Consider the following 23,194-nt stretch of genomic DNA (forward strand, 5'->3'; position numbering starts at 1 on the left):
CTCGCCCTGGGCGGGCCCGCGCACCGCGCTGCCGGGCCCGCCCGGGGCCTCCTGCCCGTCCCGTCGTCCTCGCCTCCCGCCGGGCTCGCGGCGAGCCCCGCGCGTGAACGGAGTCCCTTCGATGCATCCGCACCTTCCGCCGGTCTTCGACACCATCCACCGCACCAGCACCTACGCCGCCGGGCACCACCCCGTCTGGCCGTATGCCCCGCTGACGCCCGGCCCAGCCTGGACCCACGCCACCTGCCGCTGCGGTTGGGCGGAGACCGCCGAATCCCACCGCGACGCCCGTGTCCTGGCCCGCCACCACCGCCGCTACGCCGCCGAGCACCCCAGCTACCTGCCCGGCACGGCGCGACGCATCGGCGAGCGCGTCCACCAGGCCGACGCCACCGGCACCCACATGTCCATCACCGGAACCCGCCACGGCTGGGCCTTGGCCGACGGCATCGGCGACACCCCCGCAGCCGCCTACGCCGCCGGCAGCACAGCGGCGCTCGCCAGCTGCGTCGCCTCCGACCGCGGCGCGATCGCCGGCCTGCTCGCCGCTACCGGCCTCCTCGCCGGCGACCTCACCGCCGACACCGTCATGGTCGTCGCCACCCCACTCCCGCCCGCGCACGGCGATGGCTGGGACATCGCGTGGGTCGGGGACTGCCGGGCCTACGAATACGATCCCGACACCGACGTCCTCACCCAGCTGACGGTCGACCACACCTACGGCCAGCAGCTGCGCGACACCCTCGCCGAGCGCTACCGCGACCGGCCACAGGTCCTCGAGGACATGGCCGCCGCGCAGGACCACGTCGTCACCAGCTCCGTCGCCACCGCCACCCCCGCCGACATCGGCCACGTCACCACCACCGGCCCGCGCCGCCGGTTGCTGCTGACCAGCGACGGCGTCCACCAGTACGTGCCCCACGCCTCCCTTGTCCGCGCGTGCCGCACGTTCAGTCACCCGGGCGCGTGCGCGAACCGGCTGACACTCGCCGCGCGGTACTTCGGCGGCACCGACAATGCCGCCGCCATGGTCATCGATCCCGTCCCGGCCCCGGTCGCGGCCGAGCTGGTGCCATGATCACCACGACAGCGCCGACGTCGGCCGTTATCCCCGCCACCGGCAGCCTGCTGGCCGCCGCGTTAAGCGCCGCCAGGCGCGGGTGGCCGGTGTTCCCGCTCGCCCCGCGCAGCAAGCGCCCCGCCATTCCCGACTGGCAGCAGCGCGCCACCTGCGATCCCGACCGCATCCGCCGCTGGTGGCGCCGCCACCCGAGCCACAACATCGGCGTCGCCTGCGGCCCAGCGGGGCTGCTCGTGCTCGACCTCGACGCCGCCCACGGACCCATCCCCCTCCCCTGGGCCCGCCTTGGCGTCACCCACGGCCGCGACGTCCTCACCCTGCTCGCCCACCAGGTCGGCGAACCCGACCCGGTGGACACGTTCACCGTCGCGACCCCGCGCGGCGGCGAACACCGGTTCTTCTCCCGGCCGGCCGGGTCGCGGCTGCGCAGCACCGTCGGCGCCCGCGGGCGCGGGCTCGGCTGGCACGTCGACACCCGCGGCCCCGGCTCGCTCATCGCCGCACCAGGCTCCCTCGCCGTCGTCCACGGCGTGCCGGTGCCCTACGCCGTCACCTGGGACCTCCCGGTCGCGGTCCTGCCCGGCTGGCTCGTCTGCGCCCTCACCCCGCCACCGGCGCCGCCGCCGGCTGCGTATCCGCCGCCACCGCTGCCGGCGACCAGCCGCCGGGTGAGCGCCTACGTCCAGGCCGCCGTCGCCGCGGAGTGCCGCAACGTCGCCACCGCCATCGAAGGCCATCGCCATATCACCGTCTACGCCGCCGCAGCGGCCCTCGGCGAACTGCACGGCAACGGCTGGATCAGCGCCGCTGCGATCACCCACCACCTCACCGACGCCGCCCGCCGGCACCTCGGCGTCGCCGATTTCGACGCCCGCGAACTGGCCACCACGATCCGCGACGGCATCGCCGCCGGCCGCGAACACCCCCGCATCCTCACCGACCGCCCGGCACCGCGACCGCGACTCGCCATCCGCTGAGAAGGAGCTTTGCCATGCCCGAAACCACGTCATCGGATCCCGCCGCCACGCCCGGCACACAGGAGCTGGTATGGCTCTGGCAGCGGCAACCGGACAGCACCGACCTGGAAAAGGCTCTCATCCCCGCCCACCTGATCCCGGCGGGATGGCTGCCGATGCTTCAGCACCGCTACACCGAAGGCGACCGCGTCACATTCACCTGGGACGGCGAGCAGCAGCCGGGCACGGTCGTGCAAGACCAGGGCATGTGCGTGGCCATCGCCGGACAGCGTCCCGGCTCCGGGTTCACCATCCACAAAACCGACGTCCGCCCGCGCGACGGCGAACCCGCCGCGCCAGCCGACCCGGTCATCGTCTCGGCCATCGCACCGCATCCCCACCCTGTCATCCGCCGGGAAGGCCACACCGCCACCGCGTACTGGAACCTCGGCCGCCCAGCCTCCCACGGCTGGCTACCCTGGGCGCGCCTGCACATCGCCTTCCAGGCCGACATCGGCTTCACCGCAACGCTGTCCAGCGTCGAAGAACGCGACCAGCCCGGCGAGCACCACGAGCGCCAGCGGCCTCTCGACCCGGTCGTCGTCCATCACCACCCGGCGCGCCGTCCCAGCCACCACGCCGTCCGCACCTGCCTGCGCGACGCCATCGGCATCGTGATTTCCCAGGCGCGGCAACGGCAACCGGTGGTCTGCGCCCACTTCGTGCCGATCCTGGACGCCCCGCACGAGAAGTAGCCAGGCGCCGACCTCGCCGGGACGCCGCGCGGCGTCCCGGTCACCAGAAAAGCACGGCGCGGCCCGGACCTCGCCACGGAGCCCGACCTCCCCTCTGGCGGTCCTCGGCCCGGGCCGCGCCGTGCACGCGAGGCCCGTTCACCACCGGCGGCCCCGCCCGCCGGTAACCGACCGTTCACGGAGGTGCAGATGACGGAGCCGACGATCCACGTTCCTGAGGGATACCGCCAAACCCACCTGCGCGGCCTGTGGGCTCTCGCCAGCTGCCGCGACTGCGGCGGCACCGGCGAATTCCTGGTCAGCGATCGCGACGACCCCATCGAGCCGTCGGATGGCGACGAGCCCGAACCGTGGTACCCGCAGCGCTGCGACTGTCTCTGGGCACCGCCGCCGCACGAGCTACGCGCCTTCGACGCTGCGCAGACCCGTCTGTGGCGTCACCGCGAGCGAATGCGCGAAGTCTTCGACGCGATCGGCCCGCGCCACGTCGGCGGCACCTATTGGGACGGGTACTGGCATGGCCGGTACCTCGTCGAAACCGTCACCATCCGCTTCCGCGACGGCGACCTGACCGAACCGGACTGGTCGACCACCATCCGCTGGGACAACGCCCAGCGCAACACCCACCGCACACCGTGGAACCCACGCTACGACAGCACAACCCCACCAACGCGGTCGCCCGGTGCAGCTCCCGTACCGCCAGAACTGCGCTACCTCGCCGCGGCCTCCTGCCGGCGGTGCCGTTCCCGGTTCGCGCTCGTCCGCGCCATCCACCACACCTTCTGCGCCCACTGAGAGGAAGTCCCGATGTCCGCGACCTCTCTGCCCGGCGTTCTCGGCCGCGCCGCCGGGCCCGCTTCTTCTTGCCGGCCCGCGGACGCTACAGCCGACGGCGGACTTGGTGTCCTGCGCCGCCGCGGCGAACCGGTCCGCTGGCACGGACGCGACGAGACGGCCCGCGAGTACATCCACCCGGGCCGCACCGTCATCGACGTGCCGAACCGGCCCTGGCCGATCGGGCGCCCGGAGGACTGCGACGACCAGCACTCCACCGGGCTCTGGTTCGACGCCACCGGCACCCCCCAGCTCGACCCTGACGACCGCGCCGCGCCTAAGGGTGTCGCGCTGCTGTGCCGCCGATGCGGTCTGGACTGCACCTGACGCCCGCGACACCGATCCCCGACCGTCCAGTTCAGACTCAGGCAGGTGACCCGATGCCCGACAACACCCCGCCGCACGGCCTCCCCGCCGACGTACTCCGCGTCGACGAAGGACTGGTATGCGGCGACGACCAGCCCTACTTCCCCGCTCAGCTGGGCGAGCCGACGTTCGCGGCCGACGATGAAGACGGCCGCCGCTACTACACCGTGACACCGCGGTTTCGTCGTGTCGTCACCGAGTGGATCGCCATCACCGTCGAAGCCACCTCAGACCATCTGCGCTTCCGCTGGGACGGCGACGACCTGATCGTCACCGACGACGACGCACTCCACGACAACACCGATCCGACAAGCGGACCCGCCCTCGAGCGCCTCCGGCCCGACGCTGACAACCGGTACGCCTTCCCGACCTGGCTGTGGCACGAACACGACGCCACCACCGAACACCTCGACGACACCGCGCACGCCGCGCTGGTCGTCTTGGCGACCGACGATCCGGCCGACAACGACACCGTGATCCGTTACCTGACCGAAAACACCTATCCCACGCCCGATCCGCAGACGCTCCGGAACATCCGCGCCCAGCACCGGACGCTCACGGCTACGCCCACAACACCCGCCGACACCACAGAGCCCGAGGAGACCCGCGATGAGTAGCGACTACGCCGGTATGCCCGCAGGATGCGACGTCACGCTGGCACGCCCGGGCGACGAGGCCGGCCTCCAACTGCTCGCCGACGGCGACTTCGCCCTCGTCCTGACCGATCACCGCAACGACACGGTGATCACCGTCGAGGGCACCCGGGCCGAACTGCTCGACTTCGTCCGCCGAACCCAGCAGGCGCTGAAAGACGAGGGGGACCTCACCTCCCCGCCGTCCGACGGCTGACCGTAGCCCGCGATCAGGCACTCCGGCCGGTGCAGACGACCGCCGCCAGCACAGCACACCCGAGCCCTCGGGCGCCAGCTTCTCCCTCAACATAGCGCAAGTAGGTAGGCGCCCGAGGACCACGGGCGTGCTCCGAAAGGCCGGGTTCACCCGCACCCGACCCGAAGGCACGCCATGACCGCAACCACTGTCCACAGCGCACCGCACGACGACACCGAATCCGCCTACGCCCGGGCGTGCCGGCTGATCGAGACCGAACTCGGCGGCCGCCGGCTCCCTCCGGAACCCCGAACCTCGCTCGACGACCTCGCCCGCACCCGGCGGCACAAGACCGCTTTCATCACCGCAGTCTGGAACACCTGCTTCCCCGCCGGCGTCGTGGAAGCCTGCCGGGTCGTCGAAGCCGTCTACCCCTACCTCGATCCCGACGGGCTCTGCACCGACGCCGCGCTCACCGCCGCCTGGAACATTCTCGAACCCGAGGCACACACCTGGCCCGAACAACTGCAGGACCAGAGGCGCCGCTTCACCGACAAGTGCCTGACCCGCGCGCTCGCCGAGGCGAACACCGCGGTGGCCGACCATGCCTGAAAACCGGTTGTGGCTCACCGCCCACGACTGGAGCCGCTCCTACCTTCTGCCCGAGTCAGTCACCTGCAACATCCCCCACCGCGGCAGCCTCGACGGCTACGGCGCCTGGAACCTCGCGCGCGGCGTCCTCGTCGAGCTGTGCCGCGCACTGCCCGCGACGCCGGTCTCGCTGCTCTACGACGAGCCCGTACAGCGCCGCAACCACATGCGCGTCGCGATCCGGATCACCGCGCACGCCCGCCGCGCCGACGGGCACGACGTGCGCGTCATCTACCGCAGCGAACGCACCGACACCGAACCCTGGCCGGACTTCTGGAGCATCGCGGTCAACGGATTCATCCCCGCCTCCGGCCACGACGTCCGACGGCCCTCACCGCCGTGGATCGCCCACACCGCCGCGCACACCCTGCGCGCCGAACTCGGCCTGTGATCACCAAACCGGTCCCGCCGACGGTCCCACTTCGCTCGTCATCGAAAGGACGTAGACCGATGTCCCTCACCCGCGCCAGCATCACCTCCGTCGTCGCCAGCATCCCGGCGCTGCTTGGGTTCGTGCCTCACGACTCCCTCGTGCTGCTCTCCGCGCTCACCCACGAGCAGGGAAAGGTTTCCACCGGCCCGATCGCGCGAATCGACCTCGCCCACATCACCCACGACCCCGGCGACGCCGTCAAGCAGTTCAACCGGCTGTGCGGCGACTTGCCCGTCCTCTGCGTCACGGGCATCCTCGTCCGCACCGTCGACGACAACGCCGCGACCGACGACTCGCTGCCGCTGCGCGCCGAGGTCGACACCGTCGTCGCTCGGCTGGCCGAGCATGGATTCATCGACGTCGACGTCGTCCACGTGCCAGCTATCGCGGAAGGCGCGCGGTGGCGCTCCTACCTCGACGCCGACCGCACCGGTGTCCTGCCCGACTCCGCGACCACCCCAGCCGCGGTCGCCGCTGTCGCCGCGGGACGGACTATCGCCGCCTCCCGCGACGAACTCGCGGCGCGTTTCACCCCAGCGCCCGAACACGTTCGCGAACGTCTCCAGCCCCGCGTCACCGACGCCGTCGAACTCGCCGTCATCGACCAGCACCGGCTCGTCGCCGCACGCGTCCGTCTGGCCCGGGCCGACGCCGCGATCCGCGCCGCCGGCCACGGCGAGCTGCCCGCCGATGAAGCAGCCATCGTCGATCTCGCCGCGACCTTCGCCACGCCGCCGTTCCGGGACGCCCTGCTCGCCGTCCCCGACGACACCGCGCGCCTGGCGGCCGAGAACCTGGTCCTGCACCTGTGGCGTCACACCTGTGACCCCACCGCCGGCCAGCTGGCCACCGTCGCCGCGGTGCACGCCTACGTGCGTGGCGACGGAACCGGCGCGCGGATCGCGCTCGAGAACGCCGACCCCGAACAGCCCCTGACGGGTCTGCTGTCACGACTGCTCGGCCACGCTGTCCCGCCCTCAAAGCTCGACGACCTCATCCAGAACATCAGCGTCGATGCCCGCCGCACGCTGCTCAGCGAGCCCGCAGTCGACCAGGCGTAACGGTCGCACCGCCAGACCGTTCGCACCGGTCGCCGAGCTGCTCGGCGAGAAGGCACAAGCCCGCATACCGAACGCTCGGCGCGCGTCTTGGGATCGTCCTGAGAGGTGCCCGCGGCGAGAGGGTGTCACCGGCGGTGGCCTCGCCCGGCTCGCCGGGTCGTGGATCGCCCGAAGGTAAGCACACCCCGGCCGGGGGGCGGTGCGTCCCCGAAGCCCGGCCCGATCCGCCCGGGTGAACCAGCCCCCTCACCCTGCCGAGCTCCGACGCCGGTCGGGCGGGGGCTGGTTCACGCGCGGGCGGATGAGCCGGGCCGGGGACGTCGCCTGCCGGCGACCCCCGGCCGCCGCGTGCTGAGGCTGCGCCGCGTTCCACACCCCAACGAACACCAGGGAGACACACCATGGCCGGCGACACCACCATCACCATCATCGGCAACCTCACCGCCGACCCCGAACTCCGCTTCACCGAGGCCGGGACCCCGGTCGCGAACTTCACCGTCGCCTCCACCCCACGCGCCTTCAACCGCGCGACCAGCGAATGGGAGGACGGCGAGGCACTGTTCCTGCGCTGCACCATCTGGCAGCAGGCCGCCGAAAACGTCGCCGAGTCCCTGACCCGCGGCGCCCGCGTCGTCGTCCAGGGCCGCCTCAAGCAGCGCTCGTTCGAGACCCAGGAAGGCGAGAAGCGCACCGTGCTGGAGCTGACCGTCGACGAGATCGGCCCGTCGCTGCGCTACGCCACCACCACGGTGACCAAGAACGCGAAGAACTCTACCGCGAACGCCAACTCGGACCGCGGCTCCAGCACCCGCGCCGGCGCGGCCCCGGCCGACGACCCGTGGAGCGCCGACGCCGGGCGCGACCTGGTCGGCGCGACCCCGGGCGGCGGGTTCAGCGACGAGCCGCCCTTCTGATGAGACCCGGTGTCCGGCCGGACCTTCCCCTCCGGCCGGGCACCACCCCAAGGGCCGGGGCCAGTCTGACGGCTGGCCCCGGCCTTCTCTCATGCCACACCACCGCACCCCGGAGGCCACCATGCCCGCCGCCCCCAACACCACGCCGTCCACCCGATCCGATGCGCCGACGAACAGCCATGTCGCGCCCGAGCGGCTACTCCGCGCCCTGGCCCGGAAATCACCCTTTGGGGTAGGAGAATCGCTTTACGCTCGGAACATGAGCATTCGTTACGGCGTCACGATCCCCGGGCTCGTCCTCGCCGGAGGCACCGGCCTCTACCTCGGCATCCAGCCCTTCGGCTACATCGGACTCCTCGTCACACCCTTCACCGACCCCGCCGGCCTGCTCGCCCTCCCCGGCGCCCTGCTCTTCGGCGCGCTCCTCGGCTGCGTCGTCGCCTACCTCAGCCGCAACCGCATCACGCCGAAACTCGCCCACCGCTACCGCCACGGCGCTATCCTCGGCGCCCTCACCCTTCCCGGCTACCTCTTCATCGGGCACTTCCCCGGCGCAACCGAAAGCGGCACCGCCAGCCAGTGGGCCTTCGGAATCGCATTCTGCTGCGGCATCGCCGCGATGATCGTCCACTACCAGCGCCGCAAGCGCGCCACCTTAGCCCGCCGAGCCCGGCGTCTCGCCCAGCAGCAGGCCGACCAGCCGACCGCGACGCGCTGACCTACCGGCACCACACGAAGGGCGCTGGCATCTGACGGTGCGGGTGCCTCTCTTCTCGTGCCCAGCGGCTCCGACCGAATCAGTCAGCCGGAACATCCACCCCTGAATCTCGTTCGGACGGCGCGACCTGCTCATCCACAGGTGCCTCCATAGCCCGCTCATCACCCGAGGTCGCCGCGTCCACAGTTTCCGCGCGCACGGAGTCCGCGTCACTCCGCTGGCCGCCGACCTCCGACACTGCCGCCGCACTACGCGATAACGCGGTCACCGCCTTCGCCGAGATCCCCAGCAACACCGCCGTCTCCGCCGCGCCGACATCCGCCGCACGAATCTCGGCCACCGCGGTCGCCATCACCGAACGCCACTCGCCGATCTCCATCTCCGCATCCGCGCGGACCTGCTCAGCCGACCGCTCGAACTCGGCGACCTTCGCGGCGCGCTGCCGATCCAGCTCGGCCAGCTTCCGATCGAGCTGCGCGCCCAGCGCACCGATCCGGTCCTCAAGCCGGCGCTCCACCGCCTCGATCGCCGTCACTGCCTCCGCGAACGGTCCCAGCGCCGCATCAACGCGCCGTTCGTTCTCCCGCTCACGCTCCAGCTGTTCGACGCGGCGGCGCCGCGACGCCTCCAGCCGCGCCAGTGTCGCCGACGACCGACGTTTCCGCCTCGTCGTCTTACTTTGACGTTCAACCATGAAGCACCTTCCGCACAGGGGAGGGCGTCACCCGAGGCTACCCGTCGCGCGACTCGCACATCGCCGTCGCGCCGAGCCGGGCCCGCTATCGTCAATCCCGGTCACGCCCCACCCGGTGCGGCGTGACCGCCGTCGCAACAGACAGGACGCCGCCGTGACCGCCGAACCACACCGGACGCAGCCGTGCCGCCAATGCCCTGGCGCCGCGACGCCGACCTCACGGCCTTCAGCGAGGCCGACATGGCCAAACTCGCCAACGCCAACGCCAACGGCTCGACCGGCGCCGAAGCCTGCACCAGCGCTCCCGCCATGTCCTGTCACCTCGACCAGCCCGACACCGCGCACCCGATGCGACTGTGCGCCGGCTGGCTGGCCGTCGTCGGCCGCCATCACCTCGCAATCCGGATGGCGATGCTCGCCGGCAAACTCCCGCCTGAGGCTGTCACCCGTCACCCGTCACTCGTCAGCCGACTGGCCGCCCCTGCACCCCAGCCTCGAGGAACTGCTCGACGAACGAGCCCGCCGGCACGCCGGGCAAACGCCTCCGCGCGTCACGCGGTGACAGCACCACCGGCCGCTGTATCGACTCCATTACCCTGTAGCTCGCACACCAGCAAGGGAGCGCCGACCGTGCCTGACCCGACCGACGACGCCACGCCGACCGGCGCCGAAGTCCTCGCCGTCCACGACGGAGCCGACGGCTGGGGCGTCATCACCGCCGCCGCACCCGCCGGCGCCTACCAAGCCAGCCCATGCGCCCGCTGCCCCTGGTTGCGCGACTCCCCCGTCGGCGCGTTCCCGCCCGAGGTGTTCCGCCACTCCGCACGCACCACCTACGACCTGGCCACCCACAAGTTCGGCTGCCACGCCAGCACCCCCGAGCAGCCCAAGACCTACGCCGGGTTCCTCCTGCGCGGCGCCGCCCACAACCTGTCGGTCCGCGTCCACGGGCCCGACGTCACCACCGCCGTCTCCTGCGACCGGGCCCTCTACGACAACTACCGCGAGATGGCCATCGCCAACGGCGTGCACCCAGACGACCCCAGCATCGCATCTTGTCGTGACAGCCGCACTTACCTCGACAACGCCACGGCGTCCAGCGACGTCACGCCCGATCCACCGGTGGAGCTCGCGATGGCGCGGGCCAGCCGCATCATCCGTGATTTCATCGTCGCCAGCGTCGGCGCCGACCACGGCGACGAGATGACCAGCCAAGCGCAGCTGCTCGCCGGGCGGCTCGCCGCCCACGGCCTCCTCGCCGCCACGGCAGGCCCCAGGGTTTCCGCCGTAGCCACGACGCCCACAGCCGTCGTACGAGCATTCATCGTCGAGTCGGTCGGCGAAGACACCGGCGAGGACATGACCGAGCACGCAGAGAAGCTGTGCCAGCAGCTCGCCTCGGCCGGGCTACTCGCCGACGGCGCCTATGAACCGGTCCCGTTCACTCCGTAGGGCCGCCTCCACGACCACCCCACCGGATGCGGGTCCAGGCGCCGCGCAGCTGTGAACACCGGTCTGTCCGTCGCAGAAGATGGGCGCGGTACCGCCGCAGCAGCCCCGAAGGGCCACGCCACCGCAGTGGCGAGCGGCAAAACTCGCGGCGGCCCGCTGACGCTCCGACTCAGGGACACGTAGGCCCGCGGAACGCTACGACGAGCATACCCGCAGGCCGTCGCACCCGTGGCTGGCCACAGGGGAAGCCGTTTCCGCTGGTCAGCCGCCTAGGTCCAGAGCACCGCCAGGGACGGACCCGTGAGATGGATCGGTTGCGTCCGCGGGTGGTGGGTGGCCCCAAAATTGTATCGGTCGTCCCCCCAAATGCAAGGGCACCCCAAAATATTTTTGACCGAAAAGCGTGGCCAAAAATATTTCGAGGCCCCACCCTTGCATTCGGGGCCCCTACTCCCTAGGTCAGGCATTAAGGGCAGGCCGGGGGCCTGCCCTGGTTGCTTCGGGGCCACCCACCACCCACTCAGCACGTGGTCAACCTTACTGCGCCGACCAGCAGCGCCACAGCGCCATTCAAGCGCCGTCAGCACGCGCGTGACCACCCGAAGGCGACCCGGATAGGAAATCAAACAAGGCACATCAACTAGTCGCCTCGAATCTCCCGAAATAGTCACATTAGAACCCTATTTTGAGTGGAATAGACCGCAGTCAGACGGTAATATTGACATCGCAAGGTAATCGGGACGGCAAACCCGAGAGCCGAACTCATTCAACACGTAAGGACCAACTCTCATGGTTGCGACCATTCACCGTAAGCATCTCCCCAGCATCACCCGCGCCGTGCAGGCGTTGCAGGCGCAGCCGCCGCGCGTCCGGACCGCCCTCACCGAGCTACGGGCCGTCTTCACCGACAGCGGGGAAAACCCGCCCGCGGTCCTCGCCGCGTGCGCCACCCTGCTCAACACCGACGCCGCGCTCAGTGGCGACGTCCTCGCCGCCGTGCGCACCGCCCACGCCGAGTGGGACAGCTACGGTGAGACCGAGCGCGAGTTGATCAACCTGTGCGTTTACAGCAGCGAGAGCCGCCGGGCCGTCGCCGTGACCGAGGTCAACGACGTGACGGTGATGCTGCGCGAGACTCCGCCGCGTATCGCCGACGCGCTCAACGGGTTGCGGTGGCTCAACGCCGCCACCGGCGGCAGCCAGCAGCACGCATTCACCACGTGCGCCACGCTGCTCAAGAACCCCAGCGCCACCCACCCCGCCATCGTCGAAGCCATCCAGACCGCACACCAGTTGTGGCCCGGCCTCGCCGATGACCTGCGCACGCTCGTCCTGGCGTGCGTATACGCCAGCAAGGCCCGCGCCGCCCACGCGCGCGCCCGCGCCGCCGCCCGGCAGCAGACCACCGAAGCCGAGTCCGCCGACGTGCACCGGTGCGGCAACTGTGACGGCAACCTCGCCGGGCTCCCCGAGATGCGGTACTGCTCCGATGCCTGCCGCCGGGAAGCCGAGTCCGCGCAGCGCCCCGTGCCCGGGGAGCACACCGCCACCGGAGAACCGGCCGAGCCAGCCGCAGCGGCTGAGGGCACCGCGCCGGTGACCACGCCCGCCGCCGAGGAGAAGCCGAAGACCAAGGCCACGAGCACGGCGAAGGCCGGACGCGAGCCGATCGAGAAGCAGGCGGAGAGCCGTTACGTCGTCGGGGAGGTGGAAGCCCAGTATGACGAGCAGTGGCGGCAGATTCAGCAGGCGATCCCGACCGCCGGTTTCGTCCGCAAGGACGAGCGCGCGGTGGACCTCTACGAGCAAGAGCGGCAGCGTCACGCCGACCTCGACGACAGCAGCGACGCCACCACCGACCTGACCGGCTACGCCCTCTCCGACGAGGATTACGACCGGCTTGCCTTGCTCCCGGTCGCGCCGGGCGGACTGTGCACGGCGTGCAACCTCGAACGCACCCCCACCGAGCAGCGCACCCACGGCACGGACAGCCGGTGCGAGATGTGCCGGGACCGCGACATGCCGCCGCTGCGCACGTTCGCGCCGTCGCGCGAACTCGCCGCCGTCGCCTGACCACCCGCCACACGCGGGGGCACCCGACCGGGTGCCCCCGCCCCACCTCGAACCAGGAGCCGCCACCGTGCGCACCTTTCACGACATCCTCGCCGACATCGACCGCGAGCTAGCCGCCGCCGACCTGATACCGACCCATGAACCCGCCGCCGTCGCCGCGTTCCTGCGCGCACTACTCGCCCGCGACGCCCGGCCCCTCACGACCGCGAAGGGCGACACGGCCGACGTCGTGCCTGCCGCCGCCATCCGCCGCGAACTAGACCACCTCACGCAGCACGGCCAGCCCTGACGACCATCCGCACACGACAGCGGCCGCCGATCCCCGGATCGGCGGCCGCCGTGCTGTGTCGGCACAGCGCGGAGACCGCGCCGGCGCCGGCAGACGGCGCCAGGGGCGCCTTAATGCAGGCGCCGGCGCTCGACCCGAAAATCGGTCACCACCCCCACGCCCTACCAACCCCACCCCGCCTACCGCACCCCGCCCACCACCACACCCCAGCCCCACACCACCCCGCCACCCACTCACCCCGCCGACCACGCCACCGCCACCACCTCACCCCTGCCTGCCCCAACCCGCACACAGCACGTCTTGCAGAGGGTCTATCCCGTGATCGGTGTTTCCGGCGTTGTTGATCAGTAGGTTTCGGCTCCCGGCCAGCGGTCACCGAACGTGATGGCGAACGCGTTGATCACGGGCTTCCAACGCATCGTCCATCGGGCGCGACCTGTCCCGGTCGGATCCAGGCTGCGGGTCACAAGATACAGGCACTTCATCGCAGCCTGCTCGGTCGGGAAATGCCCCCGCGCGCGAATCGCCCGCCGGTAACGGGCGTTCAGCGACTCGATCGCGTTCGTGGAGCAGATCATCGTCCGGATCTCGACGTCGTAGGCGAGGAACGGCGTAAACTCATTCCAGGCGTTGCGCCACAAACGAATCACCGCCGCGTGCTTCGCGCCCCATTTCTCCTCAAATTCGTCGAGAGCGGCCACGGCGGCGTCCAGGTTCGGTGCAGTGTAGATGGGTTTGATATCGCGTTTCACCGCCTCCCAGTCCCGGCGGGACACCAGCCGGAAGGTGTTGCGAATCAAGTGAACAATACAAGTCTGAACAATAGTTCGCGGCCACACGTTCGCCACGACCTCAGGCAGGCCCTTGAGTCCGTCGCAGACGAGGAAGAACACGTCCCGGACCCCGCGGTTCTTCAGGTCGATCAGCACACTCATCCAGAACTTCGCGCCCTCACCACCGGTGCCCATCCACAGGCCCAGGACGTCCTTGTGACCGTCCACGGTCACGCCGATGGCGGCGTAGACGGGCCGGTTGGCGACCTGCCCGTCACGGACCTTAACGTGGATAGCGTCGATGAACACCGCCACGTACACCGCATCGAGAGGACGGTTGGTCCAGTCGTTCATTTCCGCGACGACCTTGTCGGTGATCCGCGAGATCGTTTCCTTGCTGACCGAGGACCCGTAGATCTCGGCGAAATGCGCCGAGATATCCCCGGTCGTCATTCCCTTCGCATACAACGACAGCACGATCTCATCCACTTCGGCGAGCCGGCGCTGCCGCTTCTTCACGATCTGCGGCTCGAACGTGCTCTCCCGATCCCGTGGCACGTTGATTCCGACTTCGCCTGCGGCGTCCGAGACCACGGTTTTCGGGCGGGTGCCGTTGCGCACATTCGTCGACTCGCGGTCCGGATCAGCCTGGTTCTTCTCGTGGCCGAGGTGCTCGGTCATTTCCTCGTTCAGGGCGGTTTCCAGCACGTTCTTGGTGAACAGCTTCAGCAACCCGTCTGGGCCGGTCAGCGCCAGCCCGCGGGCCTTCGCCTCGGCCACCATCGCCGCCGCGGCGGCCTGCTCCGGCGACAGTTCCCGCGCCGGCTTGGACTCACTCTTGCGTGGACTCACAAGGTCCGATGTCATCACTCACAGTGCCCATCCCGCCGGACCTCAGCCCGGCGTGTCGGGCCGGAAACACCGATCTTGGAACAGTCCCCTTGCAGACGTTCTGAACCAGGTGGGCGCCGCCGGGTTTTCGGCGTAGTCTGATGTGGACATGATGGGCTTGCGGAAGCTGAGCCCTGGTGGTCATGAGTATCTCACGAACACGGTAGCGTGCGCCGATCGCAGCCGTGAGCTCGCACCCGGCGAGCTGTTAAGTGACTACTACCTCTCCCGTGGTTACCCGGCAGGCCAATGGTTCGGCGCCGGAGCAGAGCACTTCGGACTCTCCGGCGCAGTCACCGCTGCCCAGATGAACGCCCTCTTCGGCGAAGGCCGCAACCCGCACGCCGACGCCATCGAAGCCGAGATGATCGCCGGCGGCGCCACCGCCGAGGAAGCGCTGAAAGCGACCCGGTTGGGGCGGCGGTTCCCGCAGTACTCGGCGCTGGATCACCTGCGCTCCCAGGTATCGCAGGCGTACAAGGACCACAACCGGCTGCACGGCCGTCCGATCGGCGCGCCGATCTCCGCGGCCAAGCGCGCCGAGCTGCGCCGCGGCGTGCAGTTAGAGGCCTACCGCAAAGCCCACAAGAGCAGCGGTCCCGTCAGCGACACGGAACTGAACAAGTGGCTCGCGGAACAGAAACGCAATCTCAAGTCGGCGGTGTCCGGCTTCGAGGCCGTGTTTGCTCCGGACAAGACCGTCTCCATCGCGTGGGCGATGGCATCACCGGCCGGACGGAAGGGCATTGTCGGCATGACCCGCCAAGCGGCCCTGGACACTGTGTCCTACATGGAGCGCAACGTCGCGTTCGCCCGCCGCGGGAACATGGGCGAGGCCCAGGTCGATGTCAACGGGATCACCGCCGCGTTGTTCGAGCACTGGGATTCCCGCGCTTCTGACCCGCACCTGCACTTCCACGTGCTGATCTCGTCGAAGGTGCAGCGCAGCGACGACGGCGAGTGGACCGCGCTCGACGGGCGCACCGTGCTGGCCGCGACGGTCACTGCGTCGGAGTACTTCGACAACCGCCTGCGCGACCTGTTCCGCGAACACGGTGCGTCCTGGGTGCAGCGGGGCGCCGAAGGCGTGGACATGAAACGCCCGGTGTGGCAGCTCCAAGGTGTCCAGGTCGAGCTGGTGAAGCTATTCTCCCTACGCCACCGCCAGTTCGAAGCCGCCCGCGCGAAACGCATCGTCGAGTTCCGGGCCAAGCACGGGAAGGAGCCGACACCGAAGGACATCTTCGCCATCGACCGCGCCGCCCAGTACGACAACCGCCCCGGCAAACAACCTCCAAAAACACTGCCGGAACACCTCAGGGCGTGGCGTGAACACGCGTTGACCCTCGTGCCGGCCAAGGTCCTGGACACCCTCGCCGACCGCGTATTCCTCAGCGCACGCGCCGAACCCGACGCCTTCGACATTGCCAATCTCGCCCTGGCTACCCGGGATGTGGTGTCGGACAACTACAGCCACTTCTCCTGGTGGAACCTCGCCGCCGAAGCACACCGCCAGACCGCGCACCTGAAGGTGCCCGTCGACAAGCGCGAACAGCTCGTCGACGACGTCGTCGACACCATCCTCGCCCAGTCCGACACCCTCGCCCTCGTCGGCCCGACCGCAGTCAACGAGCCGGCCTCGTTGCGTCGCCGCGACGGCGAGTCGGTCTTCGTCGAGCACCGCTCGACCCGCTACACCACCACCACGACCCTCGCGGCCGAGGGCGATCTGGTCGCGTGGGCCCGCCGCGGCGGCGGGCACCGGCTACGCATCGACACTGTCGAGAAGGCGCTTGCCGGTCAAGGGTTGAACGCCGGCCAGACGGAGATGGTGCGCCAGTTCGCCCGGTCCGGACGGCGTCTGCAGCTTGCGTTGGCGCCGGCCGGGGCGGGGAAGACCTCGGCGATGAAAGTGCTGGCGACTGCGTGGCGGCGCTCGAGACACCGCGTCTACGCCTTCGGCCCCTCCGCCCGGGCGGCCCAGGAGCTCGGCGCGTCGATCGGCGCGAAGCCGCTCACGCTGCACCAGCTGACCACCGCGCTACAGTTCCGGTTCGCTCACCGCGCGTTCCCGATGGAGGCCGGTGACCTGGTAATCGTCGACGAGGCGGCGATGGCCGGCACCCACACCTTGCACAAGGTCGTCACATACGCGCTCAACAACGGCGCCGAAGTCCGGTTGATCGGGGACGACGCGCAGCTGGCCGCGGTCGAAGCCGGTGGCGCGATCCGCCTGATCGCCCACGACGTCGGCGCGGTCCGGTTCCGGGAGATCGTGCGGTTCCGCGGCGACGACCGGGAAGAGCAGGCCGCGGCGTCGTTGCAGATTCGGGCGGCGAATCCGAACGGGCTCGAGTACTACGTCGAGTCCGGCCGGGTGTCCGACGGGTCGCTGGAGACGATGCGCGACGCCGCCCGCTCGCGCTGGCAGGCCGATCTCGACGCCGGCGTGCAGTCGCTGCTGATCGTGCCGACCAACGAAGACACCGTCGCCCTGAACATCGACGCTCGCGAACGGCGCCTCAACCGAGGCCTAGTCGACCGCGGCAGGGAGGTGGAATTACACGACGCGACTACCGCGGCGGTCGGGGACTGGGTTGTTACCCGGCACAACCAGCGCCTGCTGTCGCTGTTCGGGGGAAAAGACTTCGTCAAGAACGGCGACGTCTGGACCGTCACCGCTGTCCACGCCAGCGGCAAGATCACCGTCCAGCACCGCGTCCACAAAGCCTCCATCACGCTGCCGGCCGGGTACGTCCAAGCCCACGTCGAGCTCGCCTACGCCACCACCATCAACCGAGTCCAGGGCATGACCAGCACCGGCAACGCCCACCTGCTGGTCCCGCCGACGATGACCCGCGAGCAGTTCTACCCCGGCATCACCCGCGCCATGCTCGGCAACTACCTCTACGTCGTCACCCACCACCACGTCATCGACCAGCACCGCGAAACCCCAGAACCGGTGTCCCCGGAGTCGGTACTCACCGGAGTGCTCAATCACTCCGGCGCCGAGGTCTCTGCAACCGAGACGACGCGGGAGGCGCAGGACGCGGCGGTGTCGATGTGCACGCTGGTGCTGCGCTACAACTACACCGCGACCTACCGCGACGAGGAGCGCTACCGCGCCATCCTCGCCCGCCATGCCCCCTCCACGCAGGACCTGGACAGCGAGCCGGCGCTGATCCAGACGCTGCGCAACGCTCACGACCTCGGTTGGGAGCCCGACCCGCTCGTCGCCGCCGTGATGCGCTGGAGCCAGTCCCTGGACGAGGCCGACAACCCCGGGGCGGCGCTGCTGGCCCGGATTACCACCCACCTCGGGCGCCGCCAGTCACCCTCGGCGACCGGGCCGCCCCGGCCGGCCGACGTGACGCGCTGGCGCAGCGTCGTCGATGCGATCGCCCCGCACGTCGCCGTCGAAGACCCCGATTGGGAGAAGATCTGGGTCCGCGCGGCCGGTGCGCTGGCGCTCGGGTTCGACGCCGACGCCGCGCTGACCGTCGTCGCCCATCAGCTCGCCGCCCGCCCAACGGTGCCCGACCCGATGCCGGACGACCGCTACGCCGACGCTGCTCTGGCCGCCGAGCTGGAGCGCCGACGTGACCGCGGTGAGGCCCACGTGCGCGCTGTTCCGTGGCTGGCCCGCCCTGACTTCGCCCACGTGCATCACCATCCCGGGCATGCCCAGTACCTGCACGAGATGAACCTCGCGATCGCCGACCGTGTCAAGCACCTGCGCGCCGCAGTGATTCGCGACCAGCCGGAATGGGTCTCGGGCCTTGGGCCGCGGCCGGGCAATCCGATCGCGGCCGAGGAGTGGGATGACCTGGTCGGCTTGGTCGCTGCGTACCGCGAGACGTTCCGCATCGACGGTGAGGCGCCGCTGGGCGACAAGCCTGACAGCCGCGGGGCGCGGGCACACGCTTGGCGCACCCTCACCGAGCGCTGGGAGTCCTTCGGCCAGGAGCGCGAGCCAGCCTCAGCCGTACCCGCGCAGCCTCGCCCTGCGGCTCGACGGACCGAGTTGGACGAGGTGTTCGCCGAGTTCGATCACGTCGAGGAACGTGTCGTCCTCGAGCCCCTGAACGTGCTCCTTCGCCGCTACGAGCTGCTGGCCCGTGACGGTGACGAGGACCGCTACCTCGATGCGCTGGCACGCTACGTCCCCGACGCGGTCAACGCCGGTGCCGAACCTGCCGCGCTGGCGGCGCTGGCCCGCGCGCAGGACCGCGGGTGGCAGGCCGAACGCATCGTCCGCGACCTGGTCGACGACCACGGGTTCAGCTGGGCCCAGGACCCGGCCGCAGTCCTCGCCAAACGGATCAACGCCCACGTCCGGACCCACGATGCGCCCGCCAGGATCGCCCCCGCCACCGACGAGCAGATCGCCCGCTGGCAGCAGATCGTCGCCGCGCACCTGCCCGGCGCCACGGTAACCGAGGAAAAATGGAGCATCGTGTGGCGCCACGCCGCCGGCGGCGCCACCCGCGGACTCGACACAGACACCGCGCTCACCGACGCCGCCCGCCAGGTCGCCGCGACATCAACCGGCGCCGGACACGCAGATCCCCGCAAGTCCGGCGTAGCGCTCGTCAGCGCGCTCGTACGCCAGCATGACGCCGGTGCCGGGCACCACTCCGCCCTGTCATGGCAGGCCCAACCCGATCTCGCGCACGCGCCTAACCATCACGGTTCCCTGGAGCGGCTGGCAACCATGAACGCGGAGATCACCGCGCGGATCGACCAGCTGCGAGACCAGGCGGTACGGGAGCAACCGACGTGGCTCGCACGCCTCGGGGCCCGCCCCGACGACGCTGCCCTCGCGCGGCAGTGGGATCACCTCGTCGGGCTCGCTGCAGCGTACCGTGAAACCTACGGCATCACGACCACCGATGCTGCCTCCCCGATCGGCAACCAACCGCCCGGCAACGACCTTCACGCCGACGCCTGGCGGGACATCACCCGGCAATGGAGGCGCCTGATGACCACACCTGACCGCGAGGACATCGCATCGGACGACATGCTGACCCGGGAGTCACTGCACGACGCCGCCGACGACTACGCCGCGAGTTTCTTCGCCGGACTCGCCGCCGAAAAGGCTCAGGAAGAAGAAGCCGAGGCGGACACTGCCGCGACCGCACGGCGCACCGAACTGGAAGAAGAACTGGTCGATGGCCACGAGCACGGCTACGACGAAAGCTCTCACCGCGGTCTCAGCTACTGAAGCGGTGGAGGACGACGTCCGGCGAAGGCAGCCATGAATCATGCACGTGGCCGTCGTCGCTGGACGTCGTCCGACCCTCTTCTCCAGGCGCGCCAGGCCACGTAGTGCGCCGCCGGTCGGCGGGACGTTCTGGGCTATGTCCAGCGCCGCCACAAGAAGGTGAGGTTCCGCTTTCCTGGTGTTCGGAGAGCAGGGTGCGGGCGACCGCGCATCGGATCGGCGAATTGAAGATCTCGTGCTTCAACGCACTTCCTCACGCTGTCCGAGCGCAGCACGCCTTCACCGAGCCGCCGATCTCGAGCCCGCCGAGTGCGCTGGTCACGTTCATCTCGAGAAGCTGGAAGGCTTTGCCGTCGTGGTAGAGATCCGCGCGGCCGATCGGGCGGCGCCGTCCGGCTGCCGCGCTCGCCGAAATCAGCTCGGCACGGGCGTCACCGAATCCGACAGCGCGCGCCATCGCGGCGACGTCGCCGTCGTACCGGCGGTGCGGAAGCGAGCTGGCCACGTCGTAATAGGTGCGAAGGTCACCAGTAAGCTTCTGGAGTTCGGCAGCACCCAGGCAAGCCGGTGCCCCGAGCAGCTCGCCTTGGGGAAGGCGTCTCGGAGGACGGGGTCACGCACGAGGTCGCCGGGCCTCACGAAGGATTCATCGAGGAACCGGTCGCTCATCGCAAGAACTCCTAAGGGCGTGCATCGACATCGGAAAGCGGCGGCGTGGGCGGAGCTCATGGTTCGCTGGCCTGCTCGGGGCTGTGCGCCGGAATGGTGGTGATCACCGAATTCACGGTTCTCCGCAGCCGTCGAGTGCGCACCAGAACCGCGTAGCCGATGGCTGCCACCGTGCCGAGCCCCCCGCAACCCAGCCAGATCGCGTCGGCCCCGACGTGATCGAACAGCCAGCCACCCGTAGCAGGACCGAGCAGTGCCGGCACGGAGGAGGACAGCGAATACACGCCGAGGTAGCGGCCGCGAGCCCCCACGGGCGCCAGAGTGGTCGCGACGTCCATGGCAGCCGGCGCGAGGATGCTCTCGCCGACAGTCCACACCGCGACGGTGAACGCGTAGAACCAGATGGTGCTGGCGAAGACCAGCAAGCCGAAACCCCACCCCGACAACAACGCCGCGACGACCAGCAGAGGCCCACGGCGGTGGATGCCGACCATCCGGGTCACCGGAATCTGGAGGACGACGATCAGGAGCCCGTTGACGCCGATGACGAGACCGAATGCCGCCGGGCTCAGACCTTCACGAGCCATGCTCACGGGCAGCGTCGTGCTGGCCTGCTGGTAGGTCAGGCACACCAGCGCGGTGAGCCCGGTCAGCGCCAAGAACGGCCGGTCGAGCCACACCACGTTGCCACGTGGCGACTGTCCCGCCGTCTCCTGCTGCGCGTCTGCTGCCGGGCGCGTCTCCGGAATCCGCAGGTACACGACGAAGGCGCACACGAGCGTGGCCGCTGCTTCTCCGATGAACAAGGGGAGGAAGCCTTCTTCGGCGACGAGGCCGGCGACCGCGGCGGCGGCACCGAACCCGATGTTGACCGCCCAGAAGTTCAGCGAGAACGCTCTTGTGCGGTCGCGTTCGGGCACGACGTCGGCCATGATCGCCATGACGGCGGGCCGTGAGGCGTTGCTGGTGAAGCCGACGAGCACCGCGACGACCGCGATGGCGGCTCTGCCATCGGTAAGGCCGAGCAGCAACGTGGACACGGCCGTCGCCAGTTGCGCCGCCATCAGCACGGGACGCCGCCCGATCCGGTCGGCCAGCAAACCGCCGACCACGTTGGCCGCCGTGCCGCCGACCGCGTACAGCGTGACCACGAGGCCCGCATAGGCGGCGGAATACCCTCGCCCGACCGTCAGGTAGAGCGCCAAGAAGGTGGCGACGAAACCGCCAAGGCGGTTGACGAGTGTGGTCGTCCACAACCACCAGAACGCGGACGGCAGGCCTCCCACTGTCTGAGCCAGCGCCCGTCGCATTCCAGCAGGTTTTGCGCGCATGGCACGATTTCTCCAAAGTCCGGGGTTCGGTGTGGTCCGAAGTGCCGCTATCCGGCTACCACGGTTCGACACCCAAGAGCTTCCGGCCCAGCGGGCTCATCGCGGCGAGCTGCAGATCATTGAAGCTGCGGTCAGCCGGCCCATCCCCAGGGCGCTCACCGACACGGTACGGCTGGTCGACACGACCATAACGGAAGAACTGCGCCAATCGTGTGCGCGACCGCCGGTTATGCGACGCCGCGTGCGGCATCAGGTGATGCATCAACACGAAATCACCCGCCGCGGCGGTCACTTCGACGGTCTCAGGAAACAGGTGCGCGAACTTCCGCCAGCGGTCGTAGCGTTGCCTGCCGCGGGGAACCGCACGCGACTGCTCCTCCACCACGCGGTGGCCGCCCGGCACCACATGGATGCCTCCGCCTCCGGGCTCGACGTCCGTGAAGTAGTAACAACCGCCGATTTCCAACTCCTCGGGTGTGAAGAGGAACTCATCGACGTAGCCGGGCACGGCCGGGTCGAGGTGCAGAGCTTGGCTGAGCTCGCTTTCGTGCACAGCGTCGTTGCGCAGCGTGATCGCCACCGAGCCGTCCCGGACAAGGAGGTTCGGCGAACCGAGCAGCTGGGACATGATCTGGTAGAGCCGCTCGTTCTGGTAGAGCGGTATGAAGTCGGGACCGTCGAACGTCTGGTTGCCCGGAGTGTAGAACGGCTTGATCCTGCCGTCGTGGGCCTGCCAGTGGTCGGGGATGTCGAGTCCGCGCGGTAGCAGGTCGCGGATCAGCCCGCCGAAGTGTTCTGCTTCCGTCTTGGTGAGTACACCACGAACGACCAGGTGCCCTTCGCTCCAGAAGGTCTCGATTTCTTCTGCGGCAAGGCCAGAACCGGCATCAACGGCCGTCACGATAGCTCCCCCGTCACATCTATCCATTAATAAGAATGGCAGTGCTGGCAATGTTAATCGTTCACGTGATACTTGTCAAAGTGTTTCACTGTGGGTGGAAGATCCACCGCGACGCGCTCGCTGAACACAGCAGATGGAGAACTTGATCTACGTTACTCGTCCACCTGGGTAACGCCTGCAGGCGCTTCACATAGTGGGAACGGTAGCTATCCGTGTGGCTAGTTGGTATAGTTGACACCGTTTGAGAGATCGGGGATCTGTGCGCTGGGTATTACGCGCAACCCGGGGTGGGGGAACGTC

The 23,194-nt window shown here is 69.6% G+C and carries 21 protein-coding genes and 1 pseudogene; 17 read left to right on the forward strand and 5 right to left on the reverse strand.

What is annotated here, in order from left to right; all coding sequences use genetic code 11:
* The first annotated feature begins 121 nt into the window (after positions 1-121).
* The 12 genes from ABZX11_RS18610 (at position 122) to ABZX11_RS18665 (ending at position 8,597) form a co-directional block, all read left to right on the forward strand.
* Positions 122-1,078, forward strand: coding sequence for a hypothetical protein (locus ABZX11_RS18610; RefSeq protein WP_354914341.1), 957 nt, complete (start codon positions 122-124; stop codon positions 1,076-1,078).
* Positions 1,075-2,058 carry a bifunctional DNA primase/polymerase gene (locus tag ABZX11_RS18615; protein ID WP_354914343.1) on the forward strand — a complete coding sequence of 328 codons (984 nt, stop codon included), beginning with the start codon at positions 1,075-1,077 and terminating at the stop codon, positions 2,056-2,058. Before ABZX11_RS18610 ends, ABZX11_RS18615 begins: the two co-directional genes overlap by 4 nt.
* Positions 2,059-2,072: 14 nt before the next feature.
* Positions 2,073-2,792, forward strand: coding sequence for a hypothetical protein (locus tag ABZX11_RS18620; protein WP_354914345.1), 720 nt, complete (start codon positions 2,073-2,075; stop codon positions 2,790-2,792).
* Positions 2,793-2,981: 189 nt separating this feature from the next.
* On the forward strand, positions 2,982-3,587 hold the full coding sequence (locus tag ABZX11_RS18625; RefSeq protein WP_354914347.1) for a hypothetical protein: 606 nt from the start codon (positions 2,982-2,984) through the stop codon (positions 3,585-3,587).
* 12 nt (positions 3,588-3,599) lie between these two features.
* Positions 3,600-3,953 (forward strand): hypothetical protein, encoded by a 354-nt coding sequence (locus ABZX11_RS18630; RefSeq protein ID WP_354914349.1) that lies wholly within the window; start codon positions 3,600-3,602, stop codon positions 3,951-3,953.
* 53 nt (positions 3,954-4,006) lie between these two features.
* A complete protein-coding gene (locus ABZX11_RS18635) occupies positions 4,007-4,609 on the forward strand; it encodes a hypothetical protein (RefSeq protein WP_354914351.1) in 603 nt (200 codons plus the stop codon).
* The gene (locus ABZX11_RS18640) at positions 4,602-4,841 is read left to right on the forward strand and encodes a hypothetical protein (RefSeq protein ID WP_354914353.1); all 240 of its coding nucleotides are present in this window, start codon (positions 4,602-4,604) and stop codon (positions 4,839-4,841) included. Before ABZX11_RS18635 ends, ABZX11_RS18640 begins: the two co-directional genes overlap by 8 nt.
* 174 nt (positions 4,842-5,015) lie before the next feature.
* Positions 5,016-5,432: a hypothetical protein gene (locus ABZX11_RS18645; protein WP_354914355.1), complete on the forward strand. Its 417-nt coding sequence runs from the start codon at positions 5,016-5,018 to the stop codon at positions 5,430-5,432.
* Complete coding sequence (locus ABZX11_RS18650) at positions 5,425-5,862, forward strand: hypothetical protein (RefSeq protein WP_354914357.1); 438 nt, start codon at positions 5,425-5,427, stop codon at positions 5,860-5,862. The genes ABZX11_RS18645 and ABZX11_RS18650 overlap by 8 nt, the downstream gene beginning before the upstream one ends.
* A complete protein-coding gene (locus tag ABZX11_RS18655) occupies positions 5,859-6,965 on the forward strand; it encodes a DUF4192 domain-containing protein (protein ID WP_354914359.1) in 1,107 nt (368 codons plus the stop codon). Before ABZX11_RS18650 ends, ABZX11_RS18655 begins: the two co-directional genes overlap by 4 nt.
* Before the next feature lie 401 nt (positions 6,966-7,366).
* On the forward strand, positions 7,367-7,879 hold the full coding sequence (locus ABZX11_RS18660; protein WP_354914361.1) for a single-stranded DNA-binding protein: 513 nt from the start codon (positions 7,367-7,369) through the stop codon (positions 7,877-7,879).
* Positions 7,880-8,138: 259 nt separating this feature from the next.
* Entirely contained in the window at positions 8,139-8,597 is a 459-nt protein-coding gene (locus ABZX11_RS18665; RefSeq protein WP_354914363.1) for a hypothetical protein, read from the forward strand.
* Between the two features lie 79 nt (positions 8,598-8,676).
* Here the strand turns inward: ABZX11_RS18665 and ABZX11_RS18670 are convergent, their stop codons facing one another.
* Entirely contained in the window at positions 8,677-9,291 is a 615-nt protein-coding gene (locus ABZX11_RS18670; RefSeq protein ID WP_354914365.1) for a hypothetical protein, read from the reverse strand.
* A gap of 192 nt (positions 9,292-9,483) precedes the next feature.
* On the opposite strand from ABZX11_RS18670, the pseudogene ABZX11_RS18675 reads away from it, so the two are divergent.
* The 4 genes and pseudogenes from ABZX11_RS18675 to ABZX11_RS18690 form a co-directional block, all read left to right on the forward strand.
* Positions 9,484-9,726, forward strand: a pseudogene (locus tag ABZX11_RS18675) (DUF6283 family protein); the annotation flags it as partial.
* Positions 9,727-9,921: 195 nt separating this feature from the next.
* Positions 9,922-10,743 carry a DUF6283 family protein gene (locus ABZX11_RS18680; protein ID WP_354914593.1) on the forward strand — a complete coding sequence of 274 codons (822 nt, stop codon included), beginning with the start codon at positions 9,922-9,924 and terminating at the stop codon, positions 10,741-10,743.
* Positions 10,744-11,532: 789 nt separating this feature from the next.
* Positions 11,533-12,816 (forward strand): hypothetical protein, encoded by a 1,284-nt coding sequence (locus ABZX11_RS18685; protein ID WP_354914367.1) that lies wholly within the window; start codon positions 11,533-11,535, stop codon positions 12,814-12,816.
* 67 nt (positions 12,817-12,883) lie between these two features.
* The gene (locus tag ABZX11_RS18690) at positions 12,884-13,105 is read left to right on the forward strand and encodes a hypothetical protein (RefSeq protein WP_354914369.1); all 222 of its coding nucleotides are present in this window, start codon (positions 12,884-12,886) and stop codon (positions 13,103-13,105) included.
* Between the two features lie 344 nt (positions 13,106-13,449).
* Here the strand turns inward: ABZX11_RS18690 and ABZX11_RS18695 are convergent, their stop codons facing one another.
* Positions 13,450-14,730, reverse strand: a complete 1,281-nt coding sequence (locus tag ABZX11_RS18695; protein WP_354914371.1) for an IS256 family transposase — start codon at positions 14,728-14,730, stop codon at positions 13,450-13,452.
* A 151-nt stretch (positions 14,731-14,881) separates the two neighbouring features.
* Here ABZX11_RS18695 and mobF point away from each other — a divergent pair, with 151 nt between their 5' ends.
* The gene (gene mobF / locus ABZX11_RS18700; protein WP_354914595.1) at positions 14,882-19,993 is read left to right on the forward strand and encodes a MobF family relaxase; all 5,112 of its coding nucleotides are present in this window, start codon (positions 14,882-14,884) and stop codon (positions 19,991-19,993) included.
* A gap of 253 nt (positions 19,994-20,246) precedes the next feature.
* Here the strand turns inward: mobF and ABZX11_RS18705 are convergent, their stop codons facing one another.
* From ABZX11_RS18705 to ABZX11_RS18715, 3 genes are all read right to left on the reverse strand, one after another.
* On the reverse strand, positions 20,247-20,498 hold the full coding sequence (locus ABZX11_RS18705) for a hypothetical protein (RefSeq protein ID WP_354914373.1): 252 nt from the start codon (positions 20,496-20,498) through the stop codon (positions 20,247-20,249).
* Positions 20,499-20,718: 220 nt separating this feature from the next.
* A complete protein-coding gene (locus tag ABZX11_RS18710) occupies positions 20,719-21,972 on the reverse strand; it encodes an MFS transporter (RefSeq protein WP_354914375.1) in 1,254 nt (417 codons plus the stop codon).
* A 76-nt stretch (positions 21,973-22,048) separates the two neighbouring features.
* A complete protein-coding gene (locus tag ABZX11_RS18715) occupies positions 22,049-22,894 on the reverse strand; it encodes a phytanoyl-CoA dioxygenase family protein (RefSeq protein WP_354914377.1) in 846 nt (281 codons plus the stop codon).
* Positions 22,895-23,194: the final 300 nt, after the last annotated feature.

Origin of the sequence: Amycolatopsis sp. NPDC004169 (genome assembly GCF_040610315.1) — a bacterium.
Taxonomy (GTDB): Bacteria; Actinomycetota; Actinomycetes; order Mycobacteriales; family Pseudonocardiaceae; genus Amycolatopsis.